The sequence below is a fragment of the Desulfoprunum benzoelyticum genome (genome assembly GCF_014201505.1).
Lineage (GTDB): Bacteria > Desulfobacterota > Desulfobulbia > Desulfobulbales > Desulfocapsaceae > Desulfoprunum > Desulfoprunum benzoelyticum.
Genome location: NZ_JACHEO010000005.1, coordinates 90716 through 116319, shown reverse-complemented (window position 1 = coordinate 116319; position 25604 = coordinate 90716). Strand labels below are relative to the sequence as shown.

The following is a 25604-nucleotide window of genomic DNA, read 5'->3' as shown; positions in this document are numbered from 1 at the left end:
CCTGTTATACGACCGTAACCTACTGTCCTTTTGCCATATCGTCAAGCCGCGATGAACATCAAGCATATGTACCGACAGAAAACCGATGTTGAGTGAGTTGCGCATTGAAAATCTAGCGTTGATCGAATCCCTGCATCTCGATTTCGATCAGGGGGATGGAACCGGATTGATCGTCATGACCGGGGAGACCGGGGCCGGCAAGTCGATCATGATGCGGGCCCTGGGACTGCTGGCGGGCGGCCGGGCCTCCGCCGACTGGATCCGCTCCGGCATGGAGACCTGCACCGTCGAGGCAGTGTTTGTCCTGAGGCCTGAGAACAGCCGGTTGCGCCGACAACTGGCGGAGTACGGTTCCGGCGATGACGATACGGTCATCATCCGGCGCATGATCACGACCGCCGGCCGGAGCAAGCTCCATATCAACGGCTCCCCGGTAACGACCCGGCAGGCCGCGGAACTGACGGAAGACCTGCTCAGTATCGCCAGTCAGCACGACCACCAGAAGCTGCTGCAACCGCAGTTGCACCTCGATTTTCTCGACACCCTGGGCGATCTGTGGCCGCTGCGGGGAGAATTCGCCGCGACCTACGACCGGTGGCAGCGATGCCACGCCGAATTGGATCAGTTGCGGCGCCAGGAACAGGACAAGGAACGGCGCAAGGATTTTCTGAAGTACCAGGTCGATGAGATCCGGGGCGCGGCTCCGGTCGAGGGCGAGGATGAACAGCTTCTCGTCGAGAAAAAACGGCTGAAGAGTGCCGACGCCCTGATCCGGTTGAGCCAGGAGAGCTATGCGTTGCTGACGACGACCGTCGGTGACGGTCTGACCCAGATCCGCCGCAACATGGAGCAGGTGGTGGCCCTCGATCCGCAGGCGGCAAAACTGGCCGAGGACCTGAGTGGCTACAGTTTTCTCGCCGAAGACTATGCCGTCGAAATCCGTCATTACCGGGACTCGCTCGAAAGCAACCCGCTCCGGCTGGAGCGGGTCGGCGAGCGCCTCGATGAGTTGCAGGGGTTGAAACGCAAGTACGGCGAGACCCTGTCCGAGGTCCTGCGGTTCGCTGAGGCGGCCGAGAAAGAACTGGAACAGCTGGAGGGAATGGAGGCGCGGGGCCGGGAACTGGAGCAACGGACGAAGGCTCTGGAGACCGAGGCCTGCACGTTGGCCGCCCGGCTCAGCGCCCGGCGGCGGCAGGCGGCGGTTGAGATGGAGCGGGCGATGGCGACCGAGTTGGCCTCGCTGGCCTTTCGCCAGGCCGGTTTCGCGGTGATCTGGCAGGAGGTTGAGCCGGTTTCGGCCAACCTGCGGCCCGGCGGGTGGGATCGGATCGAGTTCTTCTTCTCCGCCAATCCCGGCGAACCGGCCCGCCCCCTGGCACGGGTGGCCTCCGGCGGCGAACTGTCTCGGCTGATGCTGGCGCTGAAGTGTCTGTTCGCCCGCCGCGACATGGTCGACACCGTCATTTTCGACGAGGTCGACGCCGGGATCGGCGGCGAGGCGGCCGAGGCGGTGGCACGAAAGATCCGCGAACTGGCCACCCATCACCAGGTCTTCTGCATCACCCATCTGCCGCAGATCGCCGCCCGCGGCCACCTACATTTCCAGGTGGCCAAAGAGGTGGTGGAGGGGCGGACCCTGTCGAAGGTCCTGCCGCTCTCCCGGCCGCAGCGGGTCCGGGAATTGTCGCGGATGCTGGCCGGTGAATCGGTCTCCGGCCATACCGAGGCCTGGGCCGAGGAACTGCTGACAAAGGGCGAGGCGGCGGCATGACGAAAGCCCTGGCCCTGTTTTCCGGCGGCCTCGATTCGATCCTGGCGGCCAGGGTGGTTGCCGCCCAGGGGATCGAGGTCCTGGCGGTCAAGTTCGTCACCCCCTTCTTTCACTATGACCTTCTTGCCGATGTGGCGGGTTACCGCCGGGAGGTCCGGGAAAAATACGGCCTTGAGGTCGTGGTGGAGGATATCAGCGAGGGCTATCTGGAACTGCTGCACCACCCCCGGCACGGTTTCGGCAGGCACTTCAACCCCTGCATCGACTGCAAGATCATGATGCTGCAGCGGGCGAAAGAGATGATGGCGGAGGTCGGGGCCTCGTTCCTGGTGACCGGCGAGGTGCTCGGGCAGCGGCCGATGTCGCAGCGGCGCGACACCCTCAACGTCATCGGCCGGGATTCCGGCAGCCGCTCCATCCTGCTGCGCCCGCTGTCGGCCAAACTGCTGCCGGAGACCGACCCGGAGCAGCAGGGCCTGGTCGATCGCTCGCGCCTGCTCGACTTCAGCGGCCGCGGCCGGTCGCGCCAGATCGCCCTGGCCGGGGAGTTCGGAATCCGCGATTTTCCGTCACCGGCAGGGGGTTGCATCCTCGCCGATCCGATTCTCAGCCGGCGGCTCGAACGGCTCTATGGCGGGCAGCTGGCGCTGCCGATCGCCGACATCACCGTCGCCGATGTCCGTCTGCTGCTGGTCGGCCGGCAGTTTGTCCTGCCCGGCGGCGGCTGGCTGGTCGTTGGCCGGGTTGAGGCCGAGAACGACCGTCTGCTGGGGCTGGCGGCGGCGGACGATGCGGTGCTGCGGATACAGGAGCGACCGGGACCGATCGCGATCATCAGGCGGGCCGCCCGCTGTTACCCCGATCCGGCCGCCCTGACGGCGGATCTCGACCTCGCCGCTTCTCTCGTCGCCCGTTATGCCCGCAAGATCGACGGCAGGCCCCGGGCCGGCGAGATCATCATCACCCTGGCCGGCAGCGAGCGCCATGTTGCCGCCGCCCCGGCGGTCGACGAAGACTTTGCCGGCTGGATGCTCTGACGGCAGTCGAGTCCTACCCCGTTTCGCCTTCATCCCACAGCTGCTCGACGATCCGCCGGTACTGGTCCTCGCTCATCGCCTTGGTGATCTTCTTCAGCAGCTTCTCCCGGCCCGGAAAGGAGCTGATGAGGTAGGCCCAGAGCTGCTTCATCCGCCCCAGCAGGTGGCTCGGTCCGGCCAGCCGCTCGCGGTAGGCGGCGTACAGCTCATCGTGAAAGTTCCGGATCCGTCTGGTCTTTTCCGCTCTGCCGGGTGCTGCCATGCCCTTTATCACCCCCGGCAGGAAGGGGTCGGCGAGGGCGCCGCGGCCGATCATCCAGTGGTCGACCTGCGGGAACCGGTGCTGCAGGGCGACGAATCCGGCGACATCAACGATGTCGCCGTTGTAAGCCACTGGGTGCCGGGTCAAGGGCAGGCAGGCGGCAAAACCGTCGAGATCGGGCCGGCCTTCGTACAGCTGTTTTCCCAGGCGGGGGTGGATGATGATCCCGGTCAGCGGGTACTGATCGAGCCGGGGCAGCAGGGCCGCCAGTTCGCCTTTATCGTGGAGGCCCAGCCGGGTCTTGATCGACAGGCCGAGCCGCAGGCGGGGGATGACCTGGTCGAGCAGGGCGAGGATCGATTCGGGGTGGGGCAGCAGGCCGGAACCCCGCCGCTTGCGGACGATCATCGGCGCCGGGCAGCCGAGGTTCCAGTTGATCTCGCGGTAGCCGAGGTCGGCGATGCGGTTGGCCATGGCCAGGAAATTGGCGGCATCGTTGTGCAGCAGCTGCGGGGTCAACGGCAGGCCGCCATTCAGTTCGGGAAGGATGTCGCGCAGCAGCCTGTCCGGGAAGCGGGCCTGCCCCTGGGGTTTGACGAAGGGGGCCATCGCCGCGTCGAAGCCGGGGAAGTGGCGGGCGAAGAGGTTGCGGAACAGGACCTCGGTGATCCCCTGCAGCGGGGCGAGGGTCAGGTATGGCGGCGGTCCGGCGCTGACGGGGCTATGGTTGTCCGGCATCGGTTCGGATCATCCGGTCGGCCGGGAGCTGTCCATCGCTTTCCGGGTATGGTACACTGGTCGTATGGTGGTGTTGAAATACATGTGGTGGGAGTATAGTCAAAGACAATGCAAAAGGAAAGGACAGCGTATCGGCAGGTGCTGACGGACCTGCTCGACCCGTGGCCGCCGGAGATCGGCCATGCCTTGCGACGGCTGGACGCCGAGATCGGCGGGATCTACCTCTCCGGCGGCACGGTCCGCGACCGTCTGCTCGGCCGTGCCGCCGGCGATCTCGATCTGACCGTGGCCCGGGATGCCGCCGGCTGCTGCCGGGCACTGATCGGTCTTCTCGGTGGCGGCGCCTTTGTCGAGCTCGGCCGGTCCGGCGAGGATGTCGCCCGGGTTGTGTGGCGGGGGCTGACCGTCGATTTTGCCGGTTTTCGCGGCCGGGCGGAAACGATCGCCGAAGATCTGTGCCGCCGCGACTATACCGTCAACGCCATGGCGGTGCCGTTCGACTCGCTCGGTGGCGGCAAGGAGGCGGAGCTGATCGACCCGTTGCACGGTTGCGACGATCTGCGGCAGGGTATCCTGCGGGCCTGTCCCGGAGCCTATGATGACGACCCGCTGCGGATGCTGCGCGGCTTCCGCTTTATGGCGAGCCTGGACTTTGCCTTCGATGCCGCCTCTCTCGCCGAGATCGGCCGTTGCGCCGACCTGATCGCCCGGCCGGCGGTCGAGCGGATCAGTTATGAACTCGGGTTGATCATGGACTCGCCGCGGGCTTGTCCGACCTTTCGGGCTATGGACGGTGCTGGGCTGCTGCGGCACATCGCTCCTGAGCTCTACGCCGGGGTGGGGGTGGAGCAGCCGGAGTTCCATCATCTCGATGTCTTTCACCATTCCTTTGCCGCCTTTGAGCAGATGGAGGCGATCATCGCCCAACCGGGGCGGCACTATCCGCAGGCGGCGGGGCGGCTGGATGCCTATCTCGCCGCTGGGCCTTCGCGCCGCTGTCTGAAGTGGGCGGCGTTGTGCCACGATATCGGCAAGCCCGCAGCCCAGGCGGTCGCATTCGAGAATGGCCGCATCACTTTCCATAACCACGACGAGATCGGCCGCCGCATCTTTCGCCTCTTTGCAGAGCGGTTGAAATGGAGTAAGGAGGAGCGGGAGCGGACCGGGCAGCTGATCGCCATGCACATGCACCCCTTCCACCTGTGCAATGTCCGCCGCTCCGAGCCGCTCAGCAAACGGGCGGTGCTGAAACTGAGCCAGAGGGCCGGCGCCGACCTCGACGGCCTCTTCCTGCTGGCGATGGCCGACAGCCTTGCCAGCCGCGGCGAAAAGAAACCGCCGCGGATGGAGGCGGAACTGGTCGAGCTGTTCGGCCAGGTGCTGCAGATCATTGCAGAAGATATACGGCCGGTGGCGGTCGGTCCGCCGCTGCTGACCGGCGATGACCTGATCACCGAACTTGGTCTGTCGCCCGGTCCCATCTTCCGCACCATCCTGCAGGAGCTCGAGGCCCTGCGGGTCGAAGGCCGGATCACCGCCAGGGAGGAAGCGATCGCGTGGGTCACGGCGTTTATCGCCGATGGTGCCGGTGACGGTGCCGAGCTGCCGTGACAACCGCCGGAATCCGGCTGATTTCGTCTTGTCAAAGAAAACCAAATGGACTAAAACGTGCGTAAAGTTCAGGACTACTATTTCAAAAAGGCCAAAAAGGACCAATATCCGGCCAGATCGGTCTATAAGCTGGAAGAGGTTCAGGCAAAGTACCGGTTCATGCGACGGGGCGACAGCGTGCTCGATCTTGGCTGTTTTCCCGGCAGCTGGTCGCTGTTTGCCGCCGAGGTGGTCGGTCCGAAGGGCGTCGTGGTCGGGGTCGACCTGCAGCAGGCGATCGAGTCTCCCCGGCCTGGAAGCGCCCCGATCCATTGGCTCTGCCAGGATATCATGGAGCCGGAACTGGTTCCTCTGGTACGGCGGATCAGGCCGGCCTTCAAGGTGCTGATCTCCGATCTGGCACCGAAAACCACGGGCAACCGCTGGGCCGATTCCCAGCATTCGATCGATCTGGTGCGCAGGACCCTGGCCCTGGCCGAAATATTGCTGCTCGATCGCGGACACTACATCTGCAAGGTTTTCCAGGGTGAGGACTTTCCGGCCTTTGTCGACGAGGTCAAGCAGCGTTTTGCGATGGTCAAGGTGCTCAAGCCGAGGAGTTCGCGGGTGGAGAGCCGCGAGGTTTTTGTCCTGGCGATGGAATACCGGAGGCCGGAGACGGTCGCAGCCTCTGCCGCCCCGGATCAAAACGGCATGGATGGGATGAATGAAAGCGACTGAGGGGCGACCCCGGTCAGAGGATATCGCTTAACCGATAGGGAATGTATGTCAGGTCATTCGAAATGGTCAACGATCAAGAGGAAGAAAGGGGCGATTGACGCCAAACGGGGCCAGATCTTCACCCGGCTGATCAAGGAGATCACCGTGGCGGCGCGCAGCGGCGGCGGTGATCCCGAGGGCAATGCCCGGCTGCGGGCGGCGATCAACACCGCCAAGGCGGAGAACATGCCGAAGGAGAATATTGCCCGGGCGATCAAGAAGGGGACCGGCGAGATCGCCGGCGAGGTCTATGAGGAGATTCTCTACGAGGGCTATGGTCCCGGCGGGGTCGCCGTGCTGGTCGACTGCATGACCGACAACCGCAACCGTACGGTGGCTGATATCCGCCATTATTTCGCCAAGAGCGGCGGCAATCTCGGCGAGTTCGGCTGCGTGTCGTGGATGTTTGAGAAAAAAGGCCTGATCCAGGTCGACAAATCCCTGATCGCCGAAGAAAAGCTGATGGAAATGGCGCTTGAGGCGGGGGCTGAGGACGTCGTCGAGGAGGAGACCGAATACCAGGTCCTGACGGCACCGGAGGATTTCGATGCGGTCCGGACGGCGTTGGAGGAGGCAGGATTGACCTTTCTCGAGGCCTCGATCACCCGGATACCGAAGAACATGGTCGAGGTCACCGACGAGAAGAATGCCCGCAGCCTCATGAAACTGCTCGAAAATCTCGAAGATCACGATGACGTCCAGAATGTCAACGCCAACTTCGATATCGATGACGACCTCATGGAGCAGATTTCCTAGGGGACGATGGAGCCGCGCCACCTCCCGCCGCCGGCGGTGCCGCCGCGATGACCGGTCTGCCGGCAATGGAACGGATCCTCGGCATCGATCCCGGTTCCCGGATAACCGGTTACGGGGTGATTGAAGTCGATCGCGGGCAGTTGCGCTTCATCACCTGCGGCACGATCGTCACTGATCGGAAACATCCCTTTGCCCACCGACTGAACGAGATATTCGACGGCGTCAACGAGGTCATTCAATTGCACCAGCCGGCGGTGGCGGCAGTCGAGGATGTCTTTCTCGCCACCAACCCCCGTTCGGCCCTGAAACTCGGCCATGCCCGCGGCGCGGCGGTGGTGGCGGCGATGCAGAACGGTCTGGCGGTCCATGATTACAGCCCGCGCCGGGTGAAACAGGCTGTGGCCGGATATGGCCAGGCTGAAAAAAACCAGGTGCAGCACATGGTCAGGGTTCTCCTTGGCCTGTCCGCCTCCCCCAGCGTCGACGCCGCCGATGCCCTGGCCGTCGCCATCTGCCACGCCAACCAGTTCCGGGTGACCAAATGATCGCAGCGCTTTCCGGCAGAATTCTCCAGAAGTACAACGACCGGGTGGTGGTCGATGTGTCGGGTGTCGGCTACGAGGTTTATGTCACCACCGACTGCATCGCCCGTCTGCCCGACAAGGGCGATGATATCTTTCTTTACATCCATACCTATGTTCGCGAGGACACCCTGATCCTGTTCGGTTTCCTCGAAGAACAGGGGAAGGAACTGTTTCTGATGCTGAAGACGGTCGCCGGTGTCGGGCCGAAACTGGCCCTGGCGATGTTGTCCGGGATGCCGGCCGGCGAGTTGTGCCGGGCCATCGCCGAGGGCGACAGCAAGCGTCTGATCGCCCTGCCCGGCATCGGCAAAAAAACTGCGGAACGCATCTGCGTCGAACTCACCGACAAGGTCGGTCGGCTGGTGCCGGAATCGTCTCTGGCCGGCATTGTCGCGACCGCCCCGGCGCGGCCGGGATCGGCAGTCTACGATGTCCTTTCAGCCCTCGGCAATCTCGGCTATGCCGACCCGGTTGCCCGGCAGGCGCTGGCGACGGTCAAAAAACAGGTTGGTGAGGAGACCTTCAGTGAGATGAACTTTGAGGATATGATCAAAGAGGCGTTGAGGGCGCTGGCATGAACAGGGAAGAGGAGATCGCCGTCGATGGTCGCCTGGTCAATCCCCAGCCGCTCAGCCGGGAACCGGTGAACGACCACGCCCTGCGGCCGCAGCGGTTGGCCGACTATATCGGCCAGGAGCAGGTCTGCCGCAGCCTCGATATCTTTATGAAGGCTGCCAGGGGAAGGGGCGAACCCCTTGACCATGTCCTCTTTCACGGATTTCCCGGCCTCGGCAAGACGACCCTGTCGTATATCATCGCCAACGAGATGGGAGCCGGGATCAAGGTCACCTCCGGCCCGGTGATCGAAAAACAGGGCGATCTGGCGGCGATTCTGACCAGCCTGCAGGAAGGGGACATCCTGTTCATCGACGAGATCCACCGTCTCAACCATGTCGTCGAGGAGGTACTCTACCCGGCGATGGAGGATTTTCAGCTCGATCTGATCATCGGCCAGGGGCCGGGGGCCCGGTCGGTGAAGATGAACCTGCCCCGTTTCACCCTGGTCGGCGCCACCACCCGCACTGGGCTGCTGACCCCGCCGCTGCGCGACCGGTTCGGAGTCGTGTTGCGGCTCGAATTCTACTCGCCGGAAGAACTGGTCACCATCGTCCTCCGTTCGGCCGCCCTGCTGGGTATGCACGTCGATCATTCCGGGGCGCTCGAACTGGGGCGGCGGTCGCGCGGCACACCGCGGATCGCCAACCGCCTGCTGCGCCGGGTGCGGGATTTCGCCGAGGTCGGGGGCCATCAGGTGGTCGACGCCAAGGTCGCCGACGAGGCCCTCGACCTGCTCGGGGTTGACCGATTCGGTCTTGATGACATGGATCGTCGCATCCTGCTGACTGTCATCGACAAGTTCCACGGTGGCCCGATCGGCCTGGAGACCCTGGCGACCGTGGTCTGCGAGGAGAAGAACACTCTCGAGGATGTTTATGAGCCCTTTCTGATCCAGTCGGGCTTCATCAAACGGACGCCGCGGGGGCGGGTGGCGACCGTCAAGGCCTATGAGCATTTTCAGCGCAAGTCGCCGTCTCGACTGAAGAATCATCCGTCGCTGTTTGAGGAGAGGGAAGATCAGTAACTGTCGAAGACAAGGCAGCCAATACCTGGACACAGGAGAAATGATGCGCAAAACAATCAGAGATATCAGGGCAATGAAGGCCGGCGGCAGCAAGATCACGGTGCTTACTGCCTACGATGCCGCAATGGCGTCACTGTTCGCATCCTGCGAGGTCGATATCCTCCTGGTCGGGGATTCGCTCGGGATGGTCATGCTGGGATATGACTCGACGGTGCCGGTAACGATGGCGGATATGATCCATCACGCTGCCGCTGTTCGTCGGGGGGCTCCGGATGCCTTTGTGATCTGCGACATGCCCTTCGGGTCTTACCACACCGGGGTGCGGGATGCGGTGATCAACGGCCTGCGGATCATGAAGGAGGCCGGTTCCGATGCCGTCAAACTCGAAGGCGGTCTTGAGATGTGCGTGGTGGTGAAGGGGCTGGTCGAGGCCGGGGTGCCGGTCATGGGCCACATCGGTTTGACCCCCCAGACCGCCAGCCAGCTCGGCGGCTATAAGGTCCAGGGCAAGGACCTGGAGGCGGCGCGGCGGCTGGTCGCCGAGGCGAAGGCCCTGGAAGAGGCCGGGGCCTTCGCCCTGACCATCGAGTGTGTGCCGGCGGGGCTGGCCGAAATCATCACCTCGTCCCTGGCGATCCCGACGATCGGCATCGGCGCCGGGGTCCACTGTGACGGCCAGGTCCTGGTCGGCCAGGACATGCTTGGGATGTTCGAGAAGTTCCAACCGAAATTCGTCAAACAGTATGCCAGCCTCGCGCCGCAGATCAAAGCGGCGGTCGAGGAGTACAACAGCGAGGTGCGCAACGGTTCCTATCCAGGGGCGGAGCACAGTTTCGCCGACAGCCTCGATTACCGCCAGCTCCTGGCGGAATAGCCCCTCTCCTTTGGGCGATCCCGACTCTCCCGGCCGGGGTCGCCTTCCATCCCCTAGCAGTTTCGATTTGTCCGGGCCTGCCCGGTTCTACTTCCTCACCTCTCTTTTGATCAGCATCGCGTTTTCAATTCGCACCACTTTTCGCCACATCCTTTTTTGCAGGAATGTCGACGCAAGGCCCCATTATTCACGCGTTGCCTGAAATATCAGGCCCTGCTGACTGTTGCCGGCGGTCGTGAGCTGACGGTGGCAGACCGACGGTGCGAATGCCCTGCAGTCTATTGATATACCACATATGGTGTAGAGTTGCTTGATGCGCCCGCATGTAGTTATTTCCAGGATTCTCTGTCAATTTAGTTACTTGCCCGAAGTTACATGTAATTTCCCTTGACAGTCTGTCTGGTCCTGATATAAAAGATCATATAGTGGAGCAAAGTGGTAGAAAGGTGGTTGTTGGTGGTTGGAAGAGGAGAAGGGCGCTTTCATGATTCAGAGCAGATTTCGCAGCAGGTCGGAACACACGCTTGACGACAAGGGAAGGTTGAACTTTCCCAGTCGTTTTCGTGAAGTGCTTCGCCAGTATGAATCTGAGACCCTGATGATCACTGCCTGGGGCAGGCAGCACCTCCGCGCCTATCCCCTTGCCGCCTGGGATATTCTGGAAAACAAGTTACTGACGGAAGGGAAGGGACAGCAGGGCATGACCAGCTTCGTCCGTTATGTCATCGGTGGCGTCACCGAATGCCTTCTGGACAAACAGGGGCGAATCCTGTTGCCCCAGAATCTGCGGATGGATGTCGGGCTGAAGAGGGATGTTGTTCTGACCGGAATGCTTGATTGGATCGAGATCTGGGACAAGGAGGCATGGGTCCGGGAGAACGATGCGACCGGTGAGACATTCAACGATTTCGGCGAGAGCCTTGCCCGTCTCGGAATTCTCTGATGGGTGTGGAAGCGGCGATCGAAGAGATCCATCGCTCAGTCCTGGTCGATGAGATCCTTCGGTATCTCGATCCCGTGCCGGGCGGCGTTTATGTCGATGGCACGCTCGGCCTGGGCGGACACACGGAAGCACTATTGTCCCGATCTGCACCGGACGGTCGGGTGATCGCCTTTGAATGGGACGAAGCGGCGATTGAGCTGAGCCGCAAACGCCTGAGGGATTTTGGTACGCGGTTGACGATCATCAGGAGCAATTTTGCCGAGATTGTCAGCGGCCTCAAGGGGCTGGGGATCGATCGGGTGGACGGCGTGCTGATAGATATCGGACTGTCGTCGCTGCAGTTGGACAGAGGAGAAAGAGGGTTCAGTTTCCAGCGAGACGAGCCGCTCGACATGAGAATGGATATCCGCCAGGATACTACGGCTGCTTCCCTCCTGGCGTCGTGTAGCGAAGAACAACTGGCGGATATCTTTTTTTATTTTGGTGATGAATACCAGGCTCGACCGATTGCGGCAGAGATAGCCAGGGCGCGTGAAAAAGAGCCGATTCGCACTACCCGGCAACTGGCGGCTCTGGTGGCGGCAGCGGTGCCGCGGAGATTTCATCCGAAGAAGATCCATGTTGCGACCAAGGTGTTCCAGGCCCTGCGCATTGCCGTCAACACCGAACTGGAAAACCTGGCCCGGATACTTGACGAGGCCGTGCCGTTGTTGAATACCGGCGCCCGCTTCTGTGTGATTTCCTTTCACTCTCTTGAGGATCGGATAGTGAAAAGAAAATTTCGTCAAAACAAGGAACTGGAAGTACTCACGGCAAAGCCCGTCATGCCGCGGGCGGAGGAAATTGCGGAGAATCCGCGCTCTCGCAGCGCCCGGTTGAGGGCCGCCTGCAAAAGAGCGGAACAATGAGGGGGGAGGAGTCATGTTGTATCAGGGATCAACTCAAGCGTACTATCGTTCCACTGTTCCAATCAGGATACGGCATCTTCTGGGTCGGCGCCGCGGTATCGTCCTGCCGGGCGGCGTCGAGGTCTGGAAGGCCATCGGCAAAGGGCTGGTTGTCCTGTTGCCAGTCGTGTTCGCCATTCAACTCCTCTTCGGGTTCCTGGTTTCGAGTGTCGAGGAGTCTATTGCCACAACCGACGACCTCCACTATGACCTGATGATCACCAACAGTCTGTTGAAGGCTGAGAGATCACAGCTGCTGACCCCGGAACAGGTCACTTCGGTTGCCGGCGGCTCTGTCTCACTGTCAAAGCCGGATAAGGGGCAGGTGCTCAGATATAATCGCGCTTCCGGACAATTCAGGTACTTCTGAGTGGAAAAATGGCAAAATCATCCCGTCTACGTGCGAGGAAGAATACCGGGCGTAGACCGGCGATCCTGTTTGCCATCCTTCTGATCGTACTGGCCGCTGCCTCCTGGTATTACGTCGATTTCCACAAGCTGTTCGTCAAGGCACAGGATTTTTTTGAAGTCGCCCGGAAATCGATGGATTCCGGAAGTGATACTCGGGGGATAATCTATGATCGGAATTTCAAGGAACTAGCGGTATCACTCGAAAAGGTCTCAGTCTGCGCCAGGATGAGGGAAATTCCGGCTGCCGAGGAGACCGCGGCCAAGCTCTCATCCGTCCTGCTGGTCGACAGTCAGCAGATTCTTGAGCGATTACAGGGAGATGCCCTGAGGACCTGGGTCTTCCAGAACATCAGCCAGCAGCAGGAAGAATCGGTCAAAAAACTCAATATCCCCGGGATATTTCTGAGCCAGGAGAAGGCCCGCTTTTATCCCCAGGAGGAAACAGCCGCTCACCTTGTCGGATTCGCCGAAAATGACATTGGTCTTTCGGGAATCGAGTATTATTACGATTCTCTGCTCAGCCGGCACACGACGGTCAGTGAGGAAAACGCCGACCACCTCCGGGGGTTCCCCCATCTCGTTCTGACAATTGATCTGAAGATCCAGGGGATTCTCGAGACTCTGATCGAAAACATCGTTGCCCGCCAGTCGGGAGTCAAGGCCGGGGCCTATCTGATGGAAGCCGGTTCCGGGGCGATCGTGGCGTCGGTGCAGTATCCTTCCTACAATCCCAATAATTACCGGGAGTATCCGGAGGATGTGCTGACCAACCTCTTCCTTGAGCCGATCCTGCTTCCTGTCGAAATCCGCCGTTTTCTTCGTGATGCCTCCCTGTTGAACACCCAGAACGAGGTCTCCGGAGGCCAGTTGCCGTGGAGTCTGATCCCCTCCGATGAGAGTCTGGGCAGTCAGGTTCGGCTCTGGGACAGGATAGGTCTCAACGAACCTCTGCCGCCCGAGTTTATCGAAGACAGCAAACTGTTGTCCTCATCAAGCGAGATGCATGAGATAGCGTCGAAAGAGGAGGAGAGCTTCGATACGGTTCCGGGCTTCCTGACCCCGCTGCAACTGCTTACCTCGGTGACCTGTCTGCTGAACAGCGGGGAAAAAGTCAGGGCCAGGGCGGTGTCGCAGCTGGTTGATCCGGAGACCAAAAGAGAGTATCCCGTGCCGGGGCGGCAGGAATCCCTCACCGGCCGACAGACCGTTTCCGCCCAGACTTCCAGGGAAATCATGCGATTGCTGGCGGGACAGTCGCAATCAGGCCAGCTCGATTCAATCTTTTTCGAAACCGATAATCTGGTGGCGACCGGGAAAAAATCACTTTGGAATCTGAATCGTTACCGTCTGCAGTTTACCGTCGTTCCTTCCCTCCATCCCGAATTGGTTCTGCTGGTGGTGGTCAAGGAACCGGCTGTCAATGTCAAAACCAGAAAAGCGGAGGACCAGGACCTGGCCAAGGCGGTCGATTCTGTGGTGCAACGGATTGCCGTCCTGCAGCAGGTGGGAATGACGGTCTCCGATGTCGTCTCGCCCGGGGAGCGGAAGAAGGTCAATTATACCGCGGCAAAAGACGATGTCGGATTGGACCGGACGATCCGGGTCAGTTCGCTGTCTGAGGAGGACAAGATCTTTCCGATGCCGGATCTGAAGGGCATGAGCCTGCGGAAAGCCCTCAGGACCCTGGGAAAGGCGGATGTCAGGATTCGGATCGTCGGTGCCGGCAAGGTCACGGGACAGGAACCGAAGCCCGGGGAGTTGCTGGCCAAAAAAGGTGAATGTGTCATCGTGTTGCAGAAAGAAGAGGCCATCCAACTGAAAAATCTTGAGAAAAAACAGACGTTGCAAAAGGAGTCGCGGTAGCGATGGCTGAGGAACAGGAGAACAGGTCATGACCGGGACATCATTGGACGGCAACGCTATACCGCTTGTACGGCTCCTCGACGGAATGCCCCATGAGGTTCTCCGGACAGGGAAGCAGAAGCAGCTGCCTGATGTTATCGGCATCACCGCCGATTCACGCCGGGTAGTGCCCGGCAGTCTCTTTGTCGCCGTTGCCGGTACTCTGGTCGACGGTCATGCCTATATCGACGATGCGATCCGCCGCGGCTGTGCCGCCGTCGTCGTCGAGCAGGGGCGATGCGCTTCCGCTCTGCTGCTGCCCTCGGATGCCTGTGTCATTGCCGTCGATGACAGCAAGGAGGCGTATGCGGAAATGGCGGAGGCCTGGTACGGCCACCCCTCCGCGTCGCTGCAGCTCATCGGCATTACGGGAACCAACGGCAAAACGACGATCACCTATCTTCTCGAAGAAATTCTCTCCGGCCTGGGGTACGGCGTCGGCGTCATCGGCACGGTCAATTACCGATATACAGTCGATGGCCGGAAGACGGTCTTCCCTGCTACCCACACCACGCCGGATGCCATGCTCCTCCAGGAACTGCTGCGACGGATGGCCGATGCCGGGGTCAGCCATGTCATCATGGAGGTCTCCTCGCATGCCCTGGCCCAGTCGCGGATTGGCAACTTACATTTCGATGTCGCCGCCTTCACCAACCTGACACGCGATCATCTCGATTATCATGCCGATATGTATGAGTATTTTGAGACAAAAACGCGCCTCTTCACGCACCACCTGAAGGCGACGGGCAACGCGGTTATCGGCTATCCCCAGGGAACTGCCGAGGAAGGCGGCTGGTCAGGCATGCTCGCCCTGCAGTGTCGGGATCGCGAGGTACGGTCGCTGATCTGCGGCGCACATCCGGAGGCAGATCTCCGGCTGGCCGGGTTTGAGGCCGATCTCATGGGCAATCGGCTGACGATAGCGACCCCCGACGGCGAGTTCTTCCTCCACTCCCCTCTCGTCGGCCGATTCAATGCCGACAATGTCATGGTTTGTCTCGCTGTGGCCCATGCGCTCGGGATTCCGACCGGAAAAGCGGTCTCCCTGCTTTCCGGAGCGCAGGGCGCCCCGGGAAGGTTGCAGCGGGTGGCGATCGCCGGCGTCGATTCCTCCGGGCAGCCTGTCGTCCTTGTCGATTACGCCCACACGCCGGATGCCCTCGAAAAGGTGCTGGCGGCGCTGGCCGCTCTCCCGCATCGGCAACTGTTTTGCGTCTTCGGCTGCGGCGGTGACCGGGATACCGGCAAGCGACCGGTCATGGGAGGCATTGCCGCGCAGATCTGCGATGTGGTGATCGTGACCGATGACAACCCCCGCAGCGAACGGCCGGAGGCGATACGGGAGCAGGTGGCGTCAGGTGTCGCCGCCGCCGGGACGGCCTGCCGGCCGGTTGACTGGTTGGCGACGAGGAATGTCGCTGAGAAGGGCTGCGTCGTCGTAGCCGGGCGGGGCGAGGCGATTGCCCTGGCGATCCGGAACGCCGGCGGGGGGGACATCGTGCTGATCGCCGGCAAGGGCCATGAGCAATATCAGTTGGTCGGAGGAGAAAAACGATTTTTCGACGACTGCCTTCAGGCAAAGGATGTCCTGAGCGGTTGGACCGTGGCGGCCGTCGTCGCCGCGACGGGCGTTGAAGAACCGGAAATGTCGAGCTTTGAACTCCTCGGACAGGTGGCGACGGACAGCCGAGCTGTCGGGCCGGGGGATATCTTCGTCGCCATCGAGGGCGAGAGATTTGATGGCCATGACTTTATCGGCCAGGTCGTCGACAGGGGAGCGGGCTGTCTCGTCGTGGCGCGACGGATTGAGGCTCGCTACGCCGGGGCAGTGCCGCAGGTCGTGGTGAACGATACTCAGCATGCCCTCGGGGATCTCGCCAACTACCGGCGGCGGTTGATCCGCAGATTGAGTGCGCCGGTGGTGATCGGACTGACCGGCAGCTGCGGCAAGACGACGGTCAAGGAGATGACGGCGGCGATCCTTGCCCGGCACTGGCCGCCCGGACCTGACAACCCGTCAGACTGTGTGTTGAAAACGGCCGGCAACTTCAACAACCTGATCGGCATGCCGGTATCGTTGCTGCCGCTGTCGGTGAAGCACCGGGCCGCAGTCATCGAAATGGGGATGAACCGTCCCGGCGAGATCGAACGCCTGGCAGCGATCGCCGAGCCGGATATCAGTTGTATCACCAATATTCACGCCGCCCACCTCGAAGGTCTGCAATCCATCGAGGGGGTTGCCCGGGCCAAGGAGGAGCTGTTTGCCGGGACAGCACCGGACGGGGTCCTGGTCGTCAATGCCGACGATCCGCTGGTGCGCCGCTGTGCCGGGAAATACCGGCAGCGGCAGATCACCTTCGGCCTGCATCCGGGGATGGGAGCCGCCCCTCCTGATTTTTGGGCGACAGGTATCGCGGTCGGCGACGACGGTCGGTCCTCATTCACCCTGCACTTTCCCGGTGGTTCGGTCGATGTCCGCCTTCGCGTCGCCGGGCAGCACAACGTCACCAACGCCCTTGCCGCCGCCGCCCTGGCCTGGTCGGCAGGTGCCGATGGCGGTGCGATCGCGGCCGGTCTGGGCGATTTCCGGGCGGCAACGAAACGGATGGAAACGATAATGGCTCCCGCCGGCTACGGCATTCTCAACGACACCTACAACGCCAACCCGGCCTCGATGGCGGCGGCCCTGCGGACCCTCGCCCAGATGCGGGCGCGGGTGACGGCGGCGATTCTCGGCGACATGCTCGAACTCGGCGACAGCAGCGAGGCGGCGCATCGCGAGGTCGGCAGACTGGCGGCCGAATGCCGGGTTCGTTATCTTGGTCTGGTCGGCGACTTTGCCGGGTTTACGGCGGAGGCGGCCGGAATGGCCGGTATGGGGGAAGACCAGGTCAGGGTGTTTGCGGACAAGGAGCAGGCGGCGGCGTGGATAAAGGAACTGGAGCGGGATGGGAAACTCGGCAAAGGGGACTGGCTTCTGGTCAAGGCCTCGCGGGGGTTGAAATTGGAGACCGTTGTCGCCAGCCTGACAGGAAAGGCTTGAGGAATGTCGGCGTTCAATGTACAACGCTGTTTTCTGTTTTTTGAGTACAGAATGATTGCAAATTGAACATGTGAGAATGACCCGATGCTGTATCATCTATTGTATCCCCTCCATACAACCTTTATCGGTTTCAATGTCTTTCGCTACATCACCTTCCGGTGTATCTGCGGGGCCATCACCGCGTTTCTGATCATGTACGTCTTCGGCCCGGCCTTCATCCGGGCGATGAAACGCCTGCAGATCGGGCAGGTGGTCCGGGATGACGGTCCCGAAACCCATCTTGTCAAGCAGGGCGTGCCGACGATGGGCGGTCTGCTGATCCTGATTGCGATCTCCCTCTCGACCCTGCTCTGGGCCCGGCTGGATTCGGATCTGGTCTGGCTGCTCCAGTTTACTTTGCTGTTCTACGGGTTGATCGGCGCCATCGATGACTACCGGAAGATCAGCAGGAAGAACAGCAAGGGACTCAGTGCCCGCTGGAAGATGGTCCTGCAGATCGTCGGCGCCTCGGTTGTCGGCCTGTATATTCTGCTCCACCCCGGTTTCGACGGCCATCTCAGCCTTCCTTTCCTGAAAAATATCAACCCCGATCTCGGCTGGTTTTATGTCATTTTCGCCATCATCGTCATTGTCGGCGCCTCGAACGCGGTCAATCTCACCGACGGGCTCGACGGTCTGGCGGCCGGCCCGACGATCATCGCCGCCGCAGTCTATCTGGTTTTCTCCTATCTCGCCGGCCACCTGGTCCTCGCCCAGTATCTGCAGATTCCCTATGTTCCCGGCAGCGGCGAGCTGGCGATCTTCTGCGGCGCCATCGTCGGTGCCTGTCTCGGCTTTCTCTGGTATAATGCCTACCCGGCGCAGATGTTCATGGGCGATGTCGGATCACTGGCTCTGGGCGGCGCCCTGGGGGCCGTCGCGATCATCATCAAGCAGGAATTCCTGCTCGCTATCGTCGGTGGCATCTTCGTCCTGGAGGCTCTTTCGGTCATCATGCAGGTCGGTTATTTCAAGATGACCCATGGCCGGAGGATCTTCCTGATGGCCCCGTTTCACCATCATTTCGAGAAAAAAGGCTGGCATGAGTCGAAGGTCGTGGTCCGCTTCTGGATCGTCTCGATCCTCCTCGGACTCCTGGCCATAGCGACATTGAAGCTGCGATGACAAAGAACACCTTGATCAAACCGGGAATGCGCATCGCCGTCATCGGCCTGGGACTGTCCGGTCGGGCGGCGGTCCGTTACCTGTTGGCCTGCGGTGCCGAAGTCATCGTTTCCGACAATCGCCGTGAGCCGGAGTTTGTTGCCGGAGAAGGCGGCTTTTTGCGGGAGACAGGGGTTGCCTGGGAGGCCGGCGGCCACCGTTCCGCCTTTTTTGCCGGAGTCGACATGGTCTTCGTCAGTCCCGGGGTCCCGCTTCATCTGCCCCTGCTTCAAGAGCTGCGCGGGCGCGGGGTGGCCATCGTCGGGGAGCTGGCGGTCGCCGCCCCGGTCCTCTCCGATCCGGTCATCGCCATTACCGGCACCAACGGCAAGACGACCGTGACGACCCTGATCGGCCAGCTGCTGCAGGGTGCCGGCAAGAACGCCTTTGTCGGCGGCAACATCGGGACGCCGCTCTTCCATCATCTCCTCGACGAGACCGGGGCCGACGCCGTGGTCCTCGAGGTGTCGAGTTTCCAGCTCGACACGGCCGGGAGTTTCCGGCCCGATATCGCCCTGCTGCTCAACATCACCCCCGACCATATCGACCGCCATGGCAGTCTTGCCGGCTACAGTCGGGCCAAGCTGAAGATCTTTGCCAACCAGGGGGCGGCCGACACGGCCATTGTCAACGGTGATGACCCTCTCTGCCGCCAGGCACTGGCGGCGATCGCCGGCCGGGTCCTGCTGTTCGGCCACACCGCCGACTGCCAGGCCAGGATAAAGGGCGACAGGATCCTGCTGGCCTGGCCGGAGGTGGAGAGCTACGATCTCGCCGGCAGCAGGCTGGCCAACGCCATCGGCCTGATGAACGCGGCGGCGGCGATCCTCGCGGCCAGAGCGGCCGGTTGCAGCCGAGACGACATCCTGGCGGGCCTGTTAGCGTTTCAGCCGCTGCGTCACCGGGTTGAGGAGGTGGCGCAGATCGATGGCATCACCTACTACGACGATTCCAAGGCGACCAACACCGGCGCCGTCCTGGCCGCCCTGGCCCAGGTTGCAGGCAAGGTGGTGCTGATCGCCGGCGGCAGGGACAAGGGCGAGGATTACGCACTGCTGCAGGAAGGGGTCCGAAACAAGGCCCGACGCGTCATCCTGATCGGCGAGGCCGCCGACCAGATCGCGGCGGCGCTGGTCGGGACGGCGCCGCTCGACCGGGCCGCGACGATGGAGGAGGCCGTCGGCAAGGCGCAGGCCGCGGCACGGCCGGGAGATGCCGTGCTGTTGTCGCCGGCCTGTGCCAGTTTCGATATGTTCACCAGCTATGCCCACCGGGGTGATGTGTTTGCCGCGGCGGTGCGGGGGCTGAAAGGAGCGGCCGCTCCGGTCGGAAGCGGCGGGGAAGTATGAGTGGAAGACGGCCGATCCATCTGATGCTGACCGGTGGCGGCACCGGCGGCCATCTCTTTCCGGCGATCGCCGCCGCTGAGGCCTTCTGCGCCGAGTATCCGGGGACGCAGGTGCTCTTTGTCGGCACGAAACGGAAGATGGATGCGGTCAGCCTCGGCAATCATGGTTTCACCGGTTGCAGTGTCGACTGTTATGGGCTCAAGGGCAAGAACCCGATCGAGCTGGTCAGGGCGTTGCTCGTGCTGCCGCTTTCGTTTCTGCAGGCCATCGGCCATATCCGCCGGTTCAGGCCCGATGTGGTCCTCGGGGTCGGCGGATATGTCACCGGGCCGGTCGTGGCCGCCGCCCGGGCCCTCGGCATCCCGACCGTCATTCACGAGCAGAATTCGGTGCCGGGCCTGGCCAACCGCAAACTGGCGGCGATCGTCGACCGGATCTGCCTGTCGCTGCCGGACAGCGACGGGTTTTTCCCGGGACGGAAATGCGTCCTGACCGGCAACCCGGTGCGCCAGGGGATCGCCGATCTGGCCGGGAACCTGCGTTCGGAGTCGGCAACCGGACTGACGGTTGCGGTGCTGGGCGGCAGCCAGGGGGCCCATGCCCTGAACATGCTGGTCAGGGACGCCTTCTGTGGTGCGGCGGGATCGTCGCGGTTGCACGGCATCCGTCTGATCCACCAGACCGGGGAAAAAGACGAAGCCGAGATAACGGCCTCCTACCGGCAGGCTGGGGTCCCGGCTGAAGTGGCGGCTTTTTTTCGCGACATGACGAGCGTCTACGGGCGCGCCGATCTGGTGGTATCGAGGGCGGGCGCCACAACCCTGAGCGAACTGGCGGTCCTCGGTCTGCCGGCGATTCTGGTGCCCTACCCCTATGCTGCCGACAACCACCAGGAAAAAAACGCCGGCTATTATGTTGCCAAAGGCGGGGCACTGATGTTTCGGGAAAAAGATCTCACCGTCGCTCTGCTGGCCGAACAGATCGGGCAGGTGGCGGGCGATCAGGGTTTGCGGGAAAAGATGGGGGCGGCGATGCGGCAGGCCGCTATGCCGGAGGCGGCGCAGGCGATTGTTGCCGTCTGTCGGCAGCTGATCGGTGGGAAAATGGCAGGATCCGGCCTCTGAAAGGCAAGTATGTACAGAAAAACCAAACATATCCATTTCGTCGGCATCGGTGGCATCGGCATGAGCGGCATTGCCGAGCTGCTGCTCAATCTGGGCTACACGGTCTCCGGTTCCGATCTCCATAGTTCGGCAATTACCGTTAACCTCAGTAATCTCGGCGGAACGGTCTACCAGGGGCACCGGAGCGAATGGATCGTCGGGGCCGACGTCGTCGTCACCTCTTCGGCCATCTCCGCCACCAATCCCGAGGTTGTGGCGGCGCGGGAGCAGTTCATCCCGGTGATCCAGCGGGCCGAGATGCTGGCCGAGCTGATGCGGCTGAAAAAATTCGGTATCGCCATTGCCGGCAGTCACGGCAAGACCTCGACGACCTCGATGGTCGCCTGGCTCCTGGCCAGGGCTGGACTCGATCCGACGATCGTCGTCGGCGGCAAGGTCGACAGTCTCGGCGGCAACGCCAAGCTGGGGCAGGGCGATTTCCTCGTCGCCGAGGCCGACGAGAGCGACGGCTCGTTCCTCAAGCTGTCGCCGGTGGTCGAAGTCGTGACCAACATCGACCTCGAACATCTCGACTACTATCGCGATCTTGCTCATATCAAGGAGATCTTTCTCCAGTTCATCAACAAGATCCCGTTCTACGGCGCCGCGGTCCTCTGTCTCGACGATCAGAACATCGCCGACCTGCTGCCGTTCATCGGGCGGCGGATCATCACCTACGGCCTGACTCCGCAGGCCGATATCTACGCCGAGAATATCTTTTTCCGCGACGGCAGGGTCCATTTCACCGTCAAGAAGGGCGGTGCCGAACTTGGCAACCTCGATCTCGCCCCTCCCGGCAGGCACAATGTCTATAACGCCCTGGCGGTCGTCTGCGTCGGGCTTGAACTGGAGATACCGTTTGCTGTCATCGCCGGCACCCTGCGCACCTTTGCCGGGGTCCAGCGGCGGATGCAGAGGAAGGGCGAGGTCGCCGAGATCACCGTTGTCGACGATTACGGTCATCATCCCACCGAGATCAGGGCGACGCTGGCGGCGATCAAGGAGGCGTGGCCGGAGAAGCGGCTGGTGGTGCTTTTTCAGCCGCATCGCTACAGCAGGACCCAGGCGCTGTTCAAGGAATTTCTGACCTGTTTTCACCTGGCCGACGTTCTGGTCATGACGGAGGTCTATGCCGCCAGCGAGGAGCCCATCGAAGGGGTCAACAGCAGAGTACTGCTCGAAGAAATCAAGCGTCACGGCCAGCGCAACACCCTCTATATCGCCGATGTCGGCACGATGGCGGCGGAGATGCCGCCGATGCTGCAGGACAATGATCTGGTGCTGACCCTTGGCGCCGGCAATATCGTCAAGGTGGGGGAAGAGCTGCTGCTTCTCCTGGAACAACGGCAACGGTGAACAGGCGTGGACCCCGTGATCAGAGAGGAGCTCAGCAGGATCATGGCCGAACCGGTGCAATGGGACTGCCCTCTTGCCGGGTACACCTCCTTTGCGATCGGCGGTCCGGCCGAGGCTCTGGTGAAGGTGCAGGACCGCCGTGAACTGGCGACGCTGCTGGAGTTCCTTCGTCGAACCGGGGTGCCGTGGCGGATCATCGGCAAGGGGACGAATATCCTGGTCCGGGATGAGGGTTTTGCCGGAGTGATCATTTTGTTGGGAGACGGTTTCCGGCAGCTTGAATTCGGGCCCTGTCGCTCCGGGAGATGTGTTGTCGCGATCGGTTCCGGCTGCAGCCTGGCAAAGGCTGCGATGGTCTGTATGGACCGAGGGCTGACCGGCCTGGAGTTCGCCGGCGGCATCCCCGGTACCGTGGGCGGGGCGGTGATCATGAATGCCGGGGCCTGGGGTGGGGAGATGGCGGCTGTCATCAGGACGGTGACGGTTCTCGACCCGGACGGTGAACAGATTCTGAGTAGGGATCGCCTTCATTTCGGCTATCGTTGCTGGCGGGACTTTCCGGAGCTCTGTGGCCGGGCGGTCGTGGTCGCTGTCGAGTTGGGCCTGATGGAGGACGATCCGGAGGAAATTCGCCGGCGGCATGCGGCGCTTCAGGCCAGGAGACGCGCCGGCCAGCCGTCGGGGCAGGGCAACGCCGGTTCCTTCTTCAAGAACCCGGCCCATGCCGGCGCCGGCCGGTTGATCGAGGCCGCGGGGCTGAAAGGGGCCAGGATCGGCGGGGCGATGGTGTCGGAACGGCATGCCAACTTTCTGGTCAACACCGGCGGCGCCACGGCAGCGGATGTGCTGGCCCTGATGCGCCTGGTTCAGGAAAAGGTGCGGCAGGACAGCGGTGTTGAACTGGAACCCGAGGTTCACTTCCTGTGAGAGCTATGAAGAAGTGGATTCAGGAGAGCCTGGGGAAGGTCGAGAAACTTTTTTCGCGACGGAAGAAAAAAACCGGCTACCGCTCGTTCGATCCCCCGTTCCGGACCGCCTATGGCGACAAGAGGGCAGAAAAAAACAAGAAGCGACGCCTTTCACTGTCCTCGCTCGTCCAGTTTTTTTCCAGGAAAAAGGCAGTCAGGGATCAAGGCTATCGGCGAAAGGAACCGACAAAGATCCCGATAATGAAGATCGCTGTCGGTCTGATCCTGGTTGTGGTTGTCGTCGTCGGTTACCGGATCGGGCAGGGGTGGCAGGGGTGGCGGGATGTCATGCCGGTTCTGCCGATGTTTCAACTGCACAAGGTAACCGTTGACGGCGGTTCGACCATCGGCGAGAGCACCCTGCGCAGTCAGGGCGGGCTGGTCCTCTACCGGTCCAACCTGCTGCGGCTCGACACCGCCGAAGTCGAGAGGAAAATCGCCGAAAACCCATGGGTCAGCTCCGTCAAGGTCGAGCGCGACTGGCCGTCGACGGTCATTGTCAGGGTCACCGAACATGAACCGTTCGCCCTGGTGTATCGCCAGGGACAGGAGGAGGATCCCGGCCTGTTCTATATGAACAGGGATGGCAAGGTCTTCATCAAGGTTGGTGCCGGGATGGATATCGATCACCCCGTCATTACCGGGCTTGAACGGGTCAAGGAGGATGAGCGGAGACGGGAGGTGCTGGCCGACATTCTCGGGTTTCTGCGGCAGACCCAGAAGAACAATCCAAACCTGCCGAAGCAGGCGGTTTCCGAAATGCATGTCAATCATATCGGTGAACTGGTTATTTTTCTTGTGGAATATCCTTTTCCGATTTTTTTTGGCCGAGGGAAGGCGGAAACCAAATATAATCGACTGGTGAAGGTGCTCGAAGTTCTGTATAAGAAACAAGAGAAGGAAATGCAGATTTCTCGGGTTGAATATATCCGGATGGATTATCTGGAAGACAAGGTGCTGGTGGCACAGAGCGGATCAGGTTGAACACAATGGACGAAATGCAGGAAATTGAGAAAGAAGAGACTTTCGAGCAGGTAGAGAAAGAACGGGAGCCGGGAGAACTTGTTGTCGGCCTTGATATCGGGACGACAAAAATCTGCTGCGTTGTCGGTGAGGTGACGGATGAGTCCACCGATATCATCGGTGTCGGCATCGTTCCCTCACAGGGTCTGAAAAAGGGGATCGTCGTCAATATCGAAAGCACGGTCAATTCCATCAAGCAGGCCGTGCGGGCCGCGGAAGAGGCCGCCGGCTGTGATCTGCGTGCGGTCGACGTCTATGTCGGGATTGCCGGCAACCATATCAAGGGCTTCAACAGCCCGGGCATCCTGGCGATCAACAACCGCGAAATCAAGAAGGTCGATATCGATGAGGTGATCAGCGCCGCCCGCACGGTCAAAATTTCTGAAAACCAGCAAGTTATTCATGTAATGCCGCAGGAATACATGGTCGATGATCACACCGGCATCCAGAATCCGATCGGGATGACCGGGGTGCGGCTGGTGACCAATGTCCATATGGTGACCGCCGATATCGGCGCGGTGCATAACCTGGTCACCTGCTGCAACAAGGCTGGATTGGAGGTGGCCGATATCGTACTGGAATCGATTGCCGCCGCCAATGCCGTGCTCAGTCGGGACGAGATGGAACTCGGTGTCGCCCTGGTCGATATCGGCGGCGGAACCACGGATGTGGCGGTGTTCTGCGACGGCACCATCCGTCACACCTGCGAGATCGGACTCGGCGGCCATAACCTGACCAACGATCTTTCGGTCGGATTGCGGACGCCGCTGCAGGAGGCCGAACGGTTGAAGGAGGATTTCGGCGGGGCGATCGCCTCGATCATCAAGCCGAACCTGGTCGTCGACGTGCCGACAGTCGGCGACCGCGAGCCGCGAAAGGTCACCCAGAAGGTTCTTGTCGATATCCTCGAGGCCCGAATGATCGAGATCCTCGAAATGGTCGATCGGGAACTGGTCGCCTCCGGGCAGAAAAACCGGATCAACGGCGGCGTGGTCATTACCGGCGGCACCGCCCTTCTGGCCAATGTGGTCGACCTGGCGGAGCAGATCTTTGACATGCAGGTCCGCATCGGCTATCCGTCAAGGATCTCCGGGCGAGTCGAAGAAGTGTATTCGCCTCGATGCACGACAGCGGTGGGATTGGTGATGTATGGTCGTGAAAAGGGGAGAGAAAATCGTCACAATGATCTGTCGGTCATAGGAAGGATGAAGGGGTGGTTTAAAAAAATAATGTAGCGCCGAGTTTTTCGTTGAGGGAAT

22 protein-coding genes are annotated in these 25604 nt (G+C 61.5%); 21 read left to right on the top strand and 1 reads right to left on the bottom strand.

Annotation, left to right across the window (positions count from 1 at the left end):
- The first annotated feature begins 85 nt into the window (after positions 1-85).
- Together recN and HNQ81_RS06595 are read left to right on the top strand one after the other, a co-directional pair.
- Complete coding sequence (gene recN / locus HNQ81_RS06600; RefSeq protein WP_183349550.1) at positions 86-1774, top strand: DNA repair protein RecN; 1689 nt, start codon at positions 86-88, stop codon at positions 1772-1774.
- A complete protein-coding gene (locus HNQ81_RS06595; RefSeq protein ID WP_183349548.1) occupies positions 1771-2811 on the top strand; it encodes a thiamine biosynthesis protein in 1041 nt (346 codons plus the stop codon). The genes recN and HNQ81_RS06595 overlap by 4 nt, the downstream gene beginning before the upstream one ends.
- Positions 2812-2824: 13 nt before the next feature.
- Here the strand turns inward: HNQ81_RS06595 and HNQ81_RS06590 are convergent, their stop codons facing one another.
- Positions 2825-3811, bottom strand: a complete 987-nt coding sequence (locus HNQ81_RS06590; RefSeq protein WP_183349546.1) for a tRNA dihydrouridine synthase — start codon at positions 3809-3811, stop codon at positions 2825-2827.
- A gap of 108 nt (positions 3812-3919) precedes the next feature.
- Between HNQ81_RS06590 and HNQ81_RS06585 the strand changes: the two genes are divergently transcribed.
- The 19 genes from HNQ81_RS06585 to ftsA all read left to right on the top strand — a co-directional run bounded on the left by HNQ81_RS06585 (position 3920) and on the right by ftsA (position 25580).
- Positions 3920-5422: a CCA tRNA nucleotidyltransferase gene (locus tag HNQ81_RS06585; RefSeq protein WP_183349544.1), complete on the top strand. Its 1503-nt coding sequence runs from the start codon at positions 3920-3922 to the stop codon at positions 5420-5422.
- Positions 5423-5479: 57 nt separating this feature from the next.
- Positions 5480-6142, top strand: coding sequence for an SAM-dependent methyltransferase (locus HNQ81_RS06580; protein ID WP_183349542.1), 663 nt, complete (start codon positions 5480-5482; stop codon positions 6140-6142).
- A 45-nt stretch (positions 6143-6187) separates the two neighbouring features.
- Entirely contained in the window at positions 6188-6937 is a 750-nt protein-coding gene (locus HNQ81_RS06575) for a YebC/PmpR family DNA-binding transcriptional regulator (RefSeq protein ID WP_183349540.1), read from the top strand.
- A 47-nt stretch (positions 6938-6984) separates the two neighbouring features.
- Positions 6985-7482 (top strand): crossover junction endodeoxyribonuclease RuvC, encoded by a 498-nt coding sequence (ruvC, locus tag HNQ81_RS06570; protein ID WP_183349539.1) that lies wholly within the window; start codon positions 6985-6987, stop codon positions 7480-7482.
- Positions 7479-8099 (top strand): Holliday junction branch migration protein RuvA, encoded by a 621-nt coding sequence (gene ruvA, locus HNQ81_RS06565; RefSeq protein ID WP_183349536.1) that lies wholly within the window; start codon positions 7479-7481, stop codon positions 8097-8099. Before ruvC ends, ruvA begins: the two co-directional genes overlap by 4 nt.
- Complete coding sequence (gene ruvB, locus HNQ81_RS06560; protein WP_183349534.1) at positions 8096-9163, top strand: Holliday junction branch migration DNA helicase RuvB; 1068 nt, start codon at positions 8096-8098, stop codon at positions 9161-9163. Before ruvA ends, ruvB begins: the two co-directional genes overlap by 4 nt.
- A gap of 43 nt (positions 9164-9206) precedes the next feature.
- On the top strand, positions 9207-10037 hold the full coding sequence (gene panB, locus HNQ81_RS06555; RefSeq protein ID WP_205240156.1) for a 3-methyl-2-oxobutanoate hydroxymethyltransferase: 831 nt from the start codon (positions 9207-9209) through the stop codon (positions 10035-10037).
- A 484-nt stretch (positions 10038-10521) separates the two neighbouring features.
- A complete protein-coding gene (locus tag HNQ81_RS06550; RefSeq protein ID WP_183349530.1) occupies positions 10522-10980 on the top strand; it encodes a division/cell wall cluster transcriptional repressor MraZ in 459 nt (152 codons plus the stop codon).
- Positions 10980-11888, top strand: coding sequence for a 16S rRNA (cytosine(1402)-N(4))-methyltransferase RsmH (gene rsmH / locus HNQ81_RS06545; protein ID WP_205240157.1), 909 nt, complete (start codon positions 10980-10982; stop codon positions 11886-11888). Before HNQ81_RS06550 ends, rsmH begins: the two co-directional genes overlap by 1 nt.
- A 13-nt stretch (positions 11889-11901) precedes the next feature.
- Entirely contained in the window at positions 11902-12297 is a 396-nt protein-coding gene (locus HNQ81_RS06540) for a hypothetical protein (RefSeq protein ID WP_183349528.1), read from the top strand.
- A gap of 8 nt (positions 12298-12305) precedes the next feature.
- Positions 12306-14201 carry a PASTA domain-containing protein gene (locus HNQ81_RS06535; RefSeq protein ID WP_183349526.1) on the top strand — a complete coding sequence of 632 codons (1896 nt, stop codon included), beginning with the start codon at positions 12306-12308 and terminating at the stop codon, positions 14199-14201.
- A 28-nt stretch (positions 14202-14229) separates the two neighbouring features.
- Entirely contained in the window at positions 14230-17283 is a 3054-nt protein-coding gene (murF, locus tag HNQ81_RS06530) for a bifunctional UDP-N-acetylmuramoyl-L-alanyl-D-glutamate--2,6-diaminopimelate ligase MurE/UDP-N-acetylmuramoyl-tripeptide--D-alanyl-D-alanine ligase MurF (RefSeq protein WP_183349523.1), read from the top strand.
- 84 nt (positions 17284-17367) lie between these two features.
- Positions 17368-18447 carry a phospho-N-acetylmuramoyl-pentapeptide-transferase gene (gene mraY / locus HNQ81_RS06525; protein ID WP_183349521.1) on the top strand — a complete coding sequence of 360 codons (1080 nt, stop codon included), beginning with the start codon at positions 17368-17370 and terminating at the stop codon, positions 18445-18447.
- Positions 18444-19835: a UDP-N-acetylmuramoyl-L-alanine--D-glutamate ligase gene (murD, locus tag HNQ81_RS06520; protein WP_183349519.1), complete on the top strand. Its 1392-nt coding sequence runs from the start codon at positions 18444-18446 to the stop codon at positions 19833-19835. Before mraY ends, murD begins: the two co-directional genes overlap by 4 nt.
- The gene (gene murG / locus HNQ81_RS06515) at positions 19832-20959 is read left to right on the top strand and encodes an undecaprenyldiphospho-muramoylpentapeptide beta-N-acetylglucosaminyltransferase (RefSeq protein ID WP_183349517.1); all 1128 of its coding nucleotides are present in this window, start codon (positions 19832-19834) and stop codon (positions 20957-20959) included. The genes murD and murG overlap by 4 nt, the downstream gene beginning before the upstream one ends.
- A gap of 9 nt (positions 20960-20968) precedes the next feature.
- The gene (gene murC / locus HNQ81_RS06510) at positions 20969-22354 is read left to right on the top strand and encodes a UDP-N-acetylmuramate--L-alanine ligase (RefSeq protein ID WP_183349515.1); all 1386 of its coding nucleotides are present in this window, start codon (positions 20969-20971) and stop codon (positions 22352-22354) included.
- Positions 22355-22360: 6 nt separating this feature from the next.
- Positions 22361-23281, top strand: a complete 921-nt coding sequence (murB, locus tag HNQ81_RS06505) for a UDP-N-acetylmuramate dehydrogenase (protein WP_183349512.1) — start codon at positions 22361-22363, stop codon at positions 23279-23281.
- Between the two features lie 5 nt (positions 23282-23286).
- Positions 23287-24306 carry a cell division protein FtsQ/DivIB gene (locus tag HNQ81_RS06500; RefSeq protein WP_183349510.1) on the top strand — a complete coding sequence of 340 codons (1020 nt, stop codon included), beginning with the start codon at positions 23287-23289 and terminating at the stop codon, positions 24304-24306.
- 14 nt (positions 24307-24320) lie between these two features.
- Complete coding sequence (gene ftsA / locus HNQ81_RS06495; protein ID WP_420842277.1) at positions 24321-25580, top strand: cell division protein FtsA; 1260 nt, start codon at positions 24321-24323, stop codon at positions 25578-25580.
- Positions 25581-25604: the final 24 nt, after the last annotated feature.

What these genes read in the sequence shown, in the direction of transcription:
- ruvA (WP_183349536.1), top strand. Translation starts at nt 7,479, where the DNA reads ATGATCGCAGCGCTTTCCGGCAGAATTCTCCAGAAGTACAACGACCGG.
- recN (WP_183349550.1), top strand. Translation starts at nt 86, where the DNA reads ATGTTGAGTGAGTTGCGCATTGAAAATCTAGCGTTGATCGAATCCCTG.
- murD (WP_183349519.1), top strand. Translation starts at nt 18,444, where the DNA reads ATGACAAAGAACACCTTGATCAAACCGGGAATGCGCATCGCCGTCATC.
- HNQ81_RS06535 (WP_183349526.1), top strand. Translation starts at nt 12,306, where the DNA reads ATGGCAAAATCATCCCGTCTACGTGCGAGGAAGAATACCGGGCGTAGA.
- HNQ81_RS06550 (WP_183349530.1), top strand. Translation starts at nt 10,522, where the DNA reads ATGATTCAGAGCAGATTTCGCAGCAGGTCGGAACACACGCTTGACGAC.
- HNQ81_RS06500 (WP_183349510.1), top strand. Translation starts at nt 23,287, where the DNA reads ATGAAGAAGTGGATTCAGGAGAGCCTGGGGAAGGTCGAGAAACTTTTT.
- HNQ81_RS06585 (WP_183349544.1), top strand. Translation starts at nt 3,920, where the DNA reads ATGCAAAAGGAAAGGACAGCGTATCGGCAGGTGCTGACGGACCTGCTC.
- ruvB (WP_183349534.1), top strand. Translation starts at nt 8,096, where the DNA reads ATGAACAGGGAAGAGGAGATCGCCGTCGATGGTCGCCTGGTCAATCCC.
- HNQ81_RS06590 (WP_183349546.1), bottom strand. Translation starts at nt 3,811, where the DNA reads ATGCCGGACAACCATAGCCCCGTCAGCGCCGGACCGCCGCCATACCTG.
- HNQ81_RS06540 (WP_183349528.1), top strand. Translation starts at nt 11,902, where the DNA reads ATGTTGTATCAGGGATCAACTCAAGCGTACTATCGTTCCACTGTTCCA.
- murG (WP_183349517.1), top strand. Translation starts at nt 19,832, where the DNA reads ATGAGTGGAAGACGGCCGATCCATCTGATGCTGACCGGTGGCGGCACC.
- rsmH (WP_205240157.1), top strand. Translation starts at nt 10,980, where the DNA reads ATGGGTGTGGAAGCGGCGATCGAAGAGATCCATCGCTCAGTCCTGGTC.
- HNQ81_RS06595 (WP_183349548.1), top strand. Translation starts at nt 1,771, where the DNA reads ATGACGAAAGCCCTGGCCCTGTTTTCCGGCGGCCTCGATTCGATCCTG.
- mraY (WP_183349521.1), top strand. Translation starts at nt 17,368, where the DNA reads ATGCTGTATCATCTATTGTATCCCCTCCATACAACCTTTATCGGTTTC.
- murC (WP_183349515.1), top strand. Translation starts at nt 20,969, where the DNA reads ATGTACAGAAAAACCAAACATATCCATTTCGTCGGCATCGGTGGCATC.
- murF (WP_183349523.1), top strand. Translation starts at nt 14,230, where the DNA reads ATGACCGGGACATCATTGGACGGCAACGCTATACCGCTTGTACGGCTC.
- panB (WP_205240156.1), top strand. Translation starts at nt 9,207, where the DNA reads ATGCGCAAAACAATCAGAGATATCAGGGCAATGAAGGCCGGCGGCAGC.
- ruvC (WP_183349539.1), top strand. Translation starts at nt 6,985, where the DNA reads ATGACCGGTCTGCCGGCAATGGAACGGATCCTCGGCATCGATCCCGGT.
- ftsA (WP_420842277.1), top strand. Translation starts at nt 24,321, where the DNA reads ATGCAGGAAATTGAGAAAGAAGAGACTTTCGAGCAGGTAGAGAAAGAA.
- HNQ81_RS06575 (WP_183349540.1), top strand. Translation starts at nt 6,188, where the DNA reads ATGTCAGGTCATTCGAAATGGTCAACGATCAAGAGGAAGAAAGGGGCG.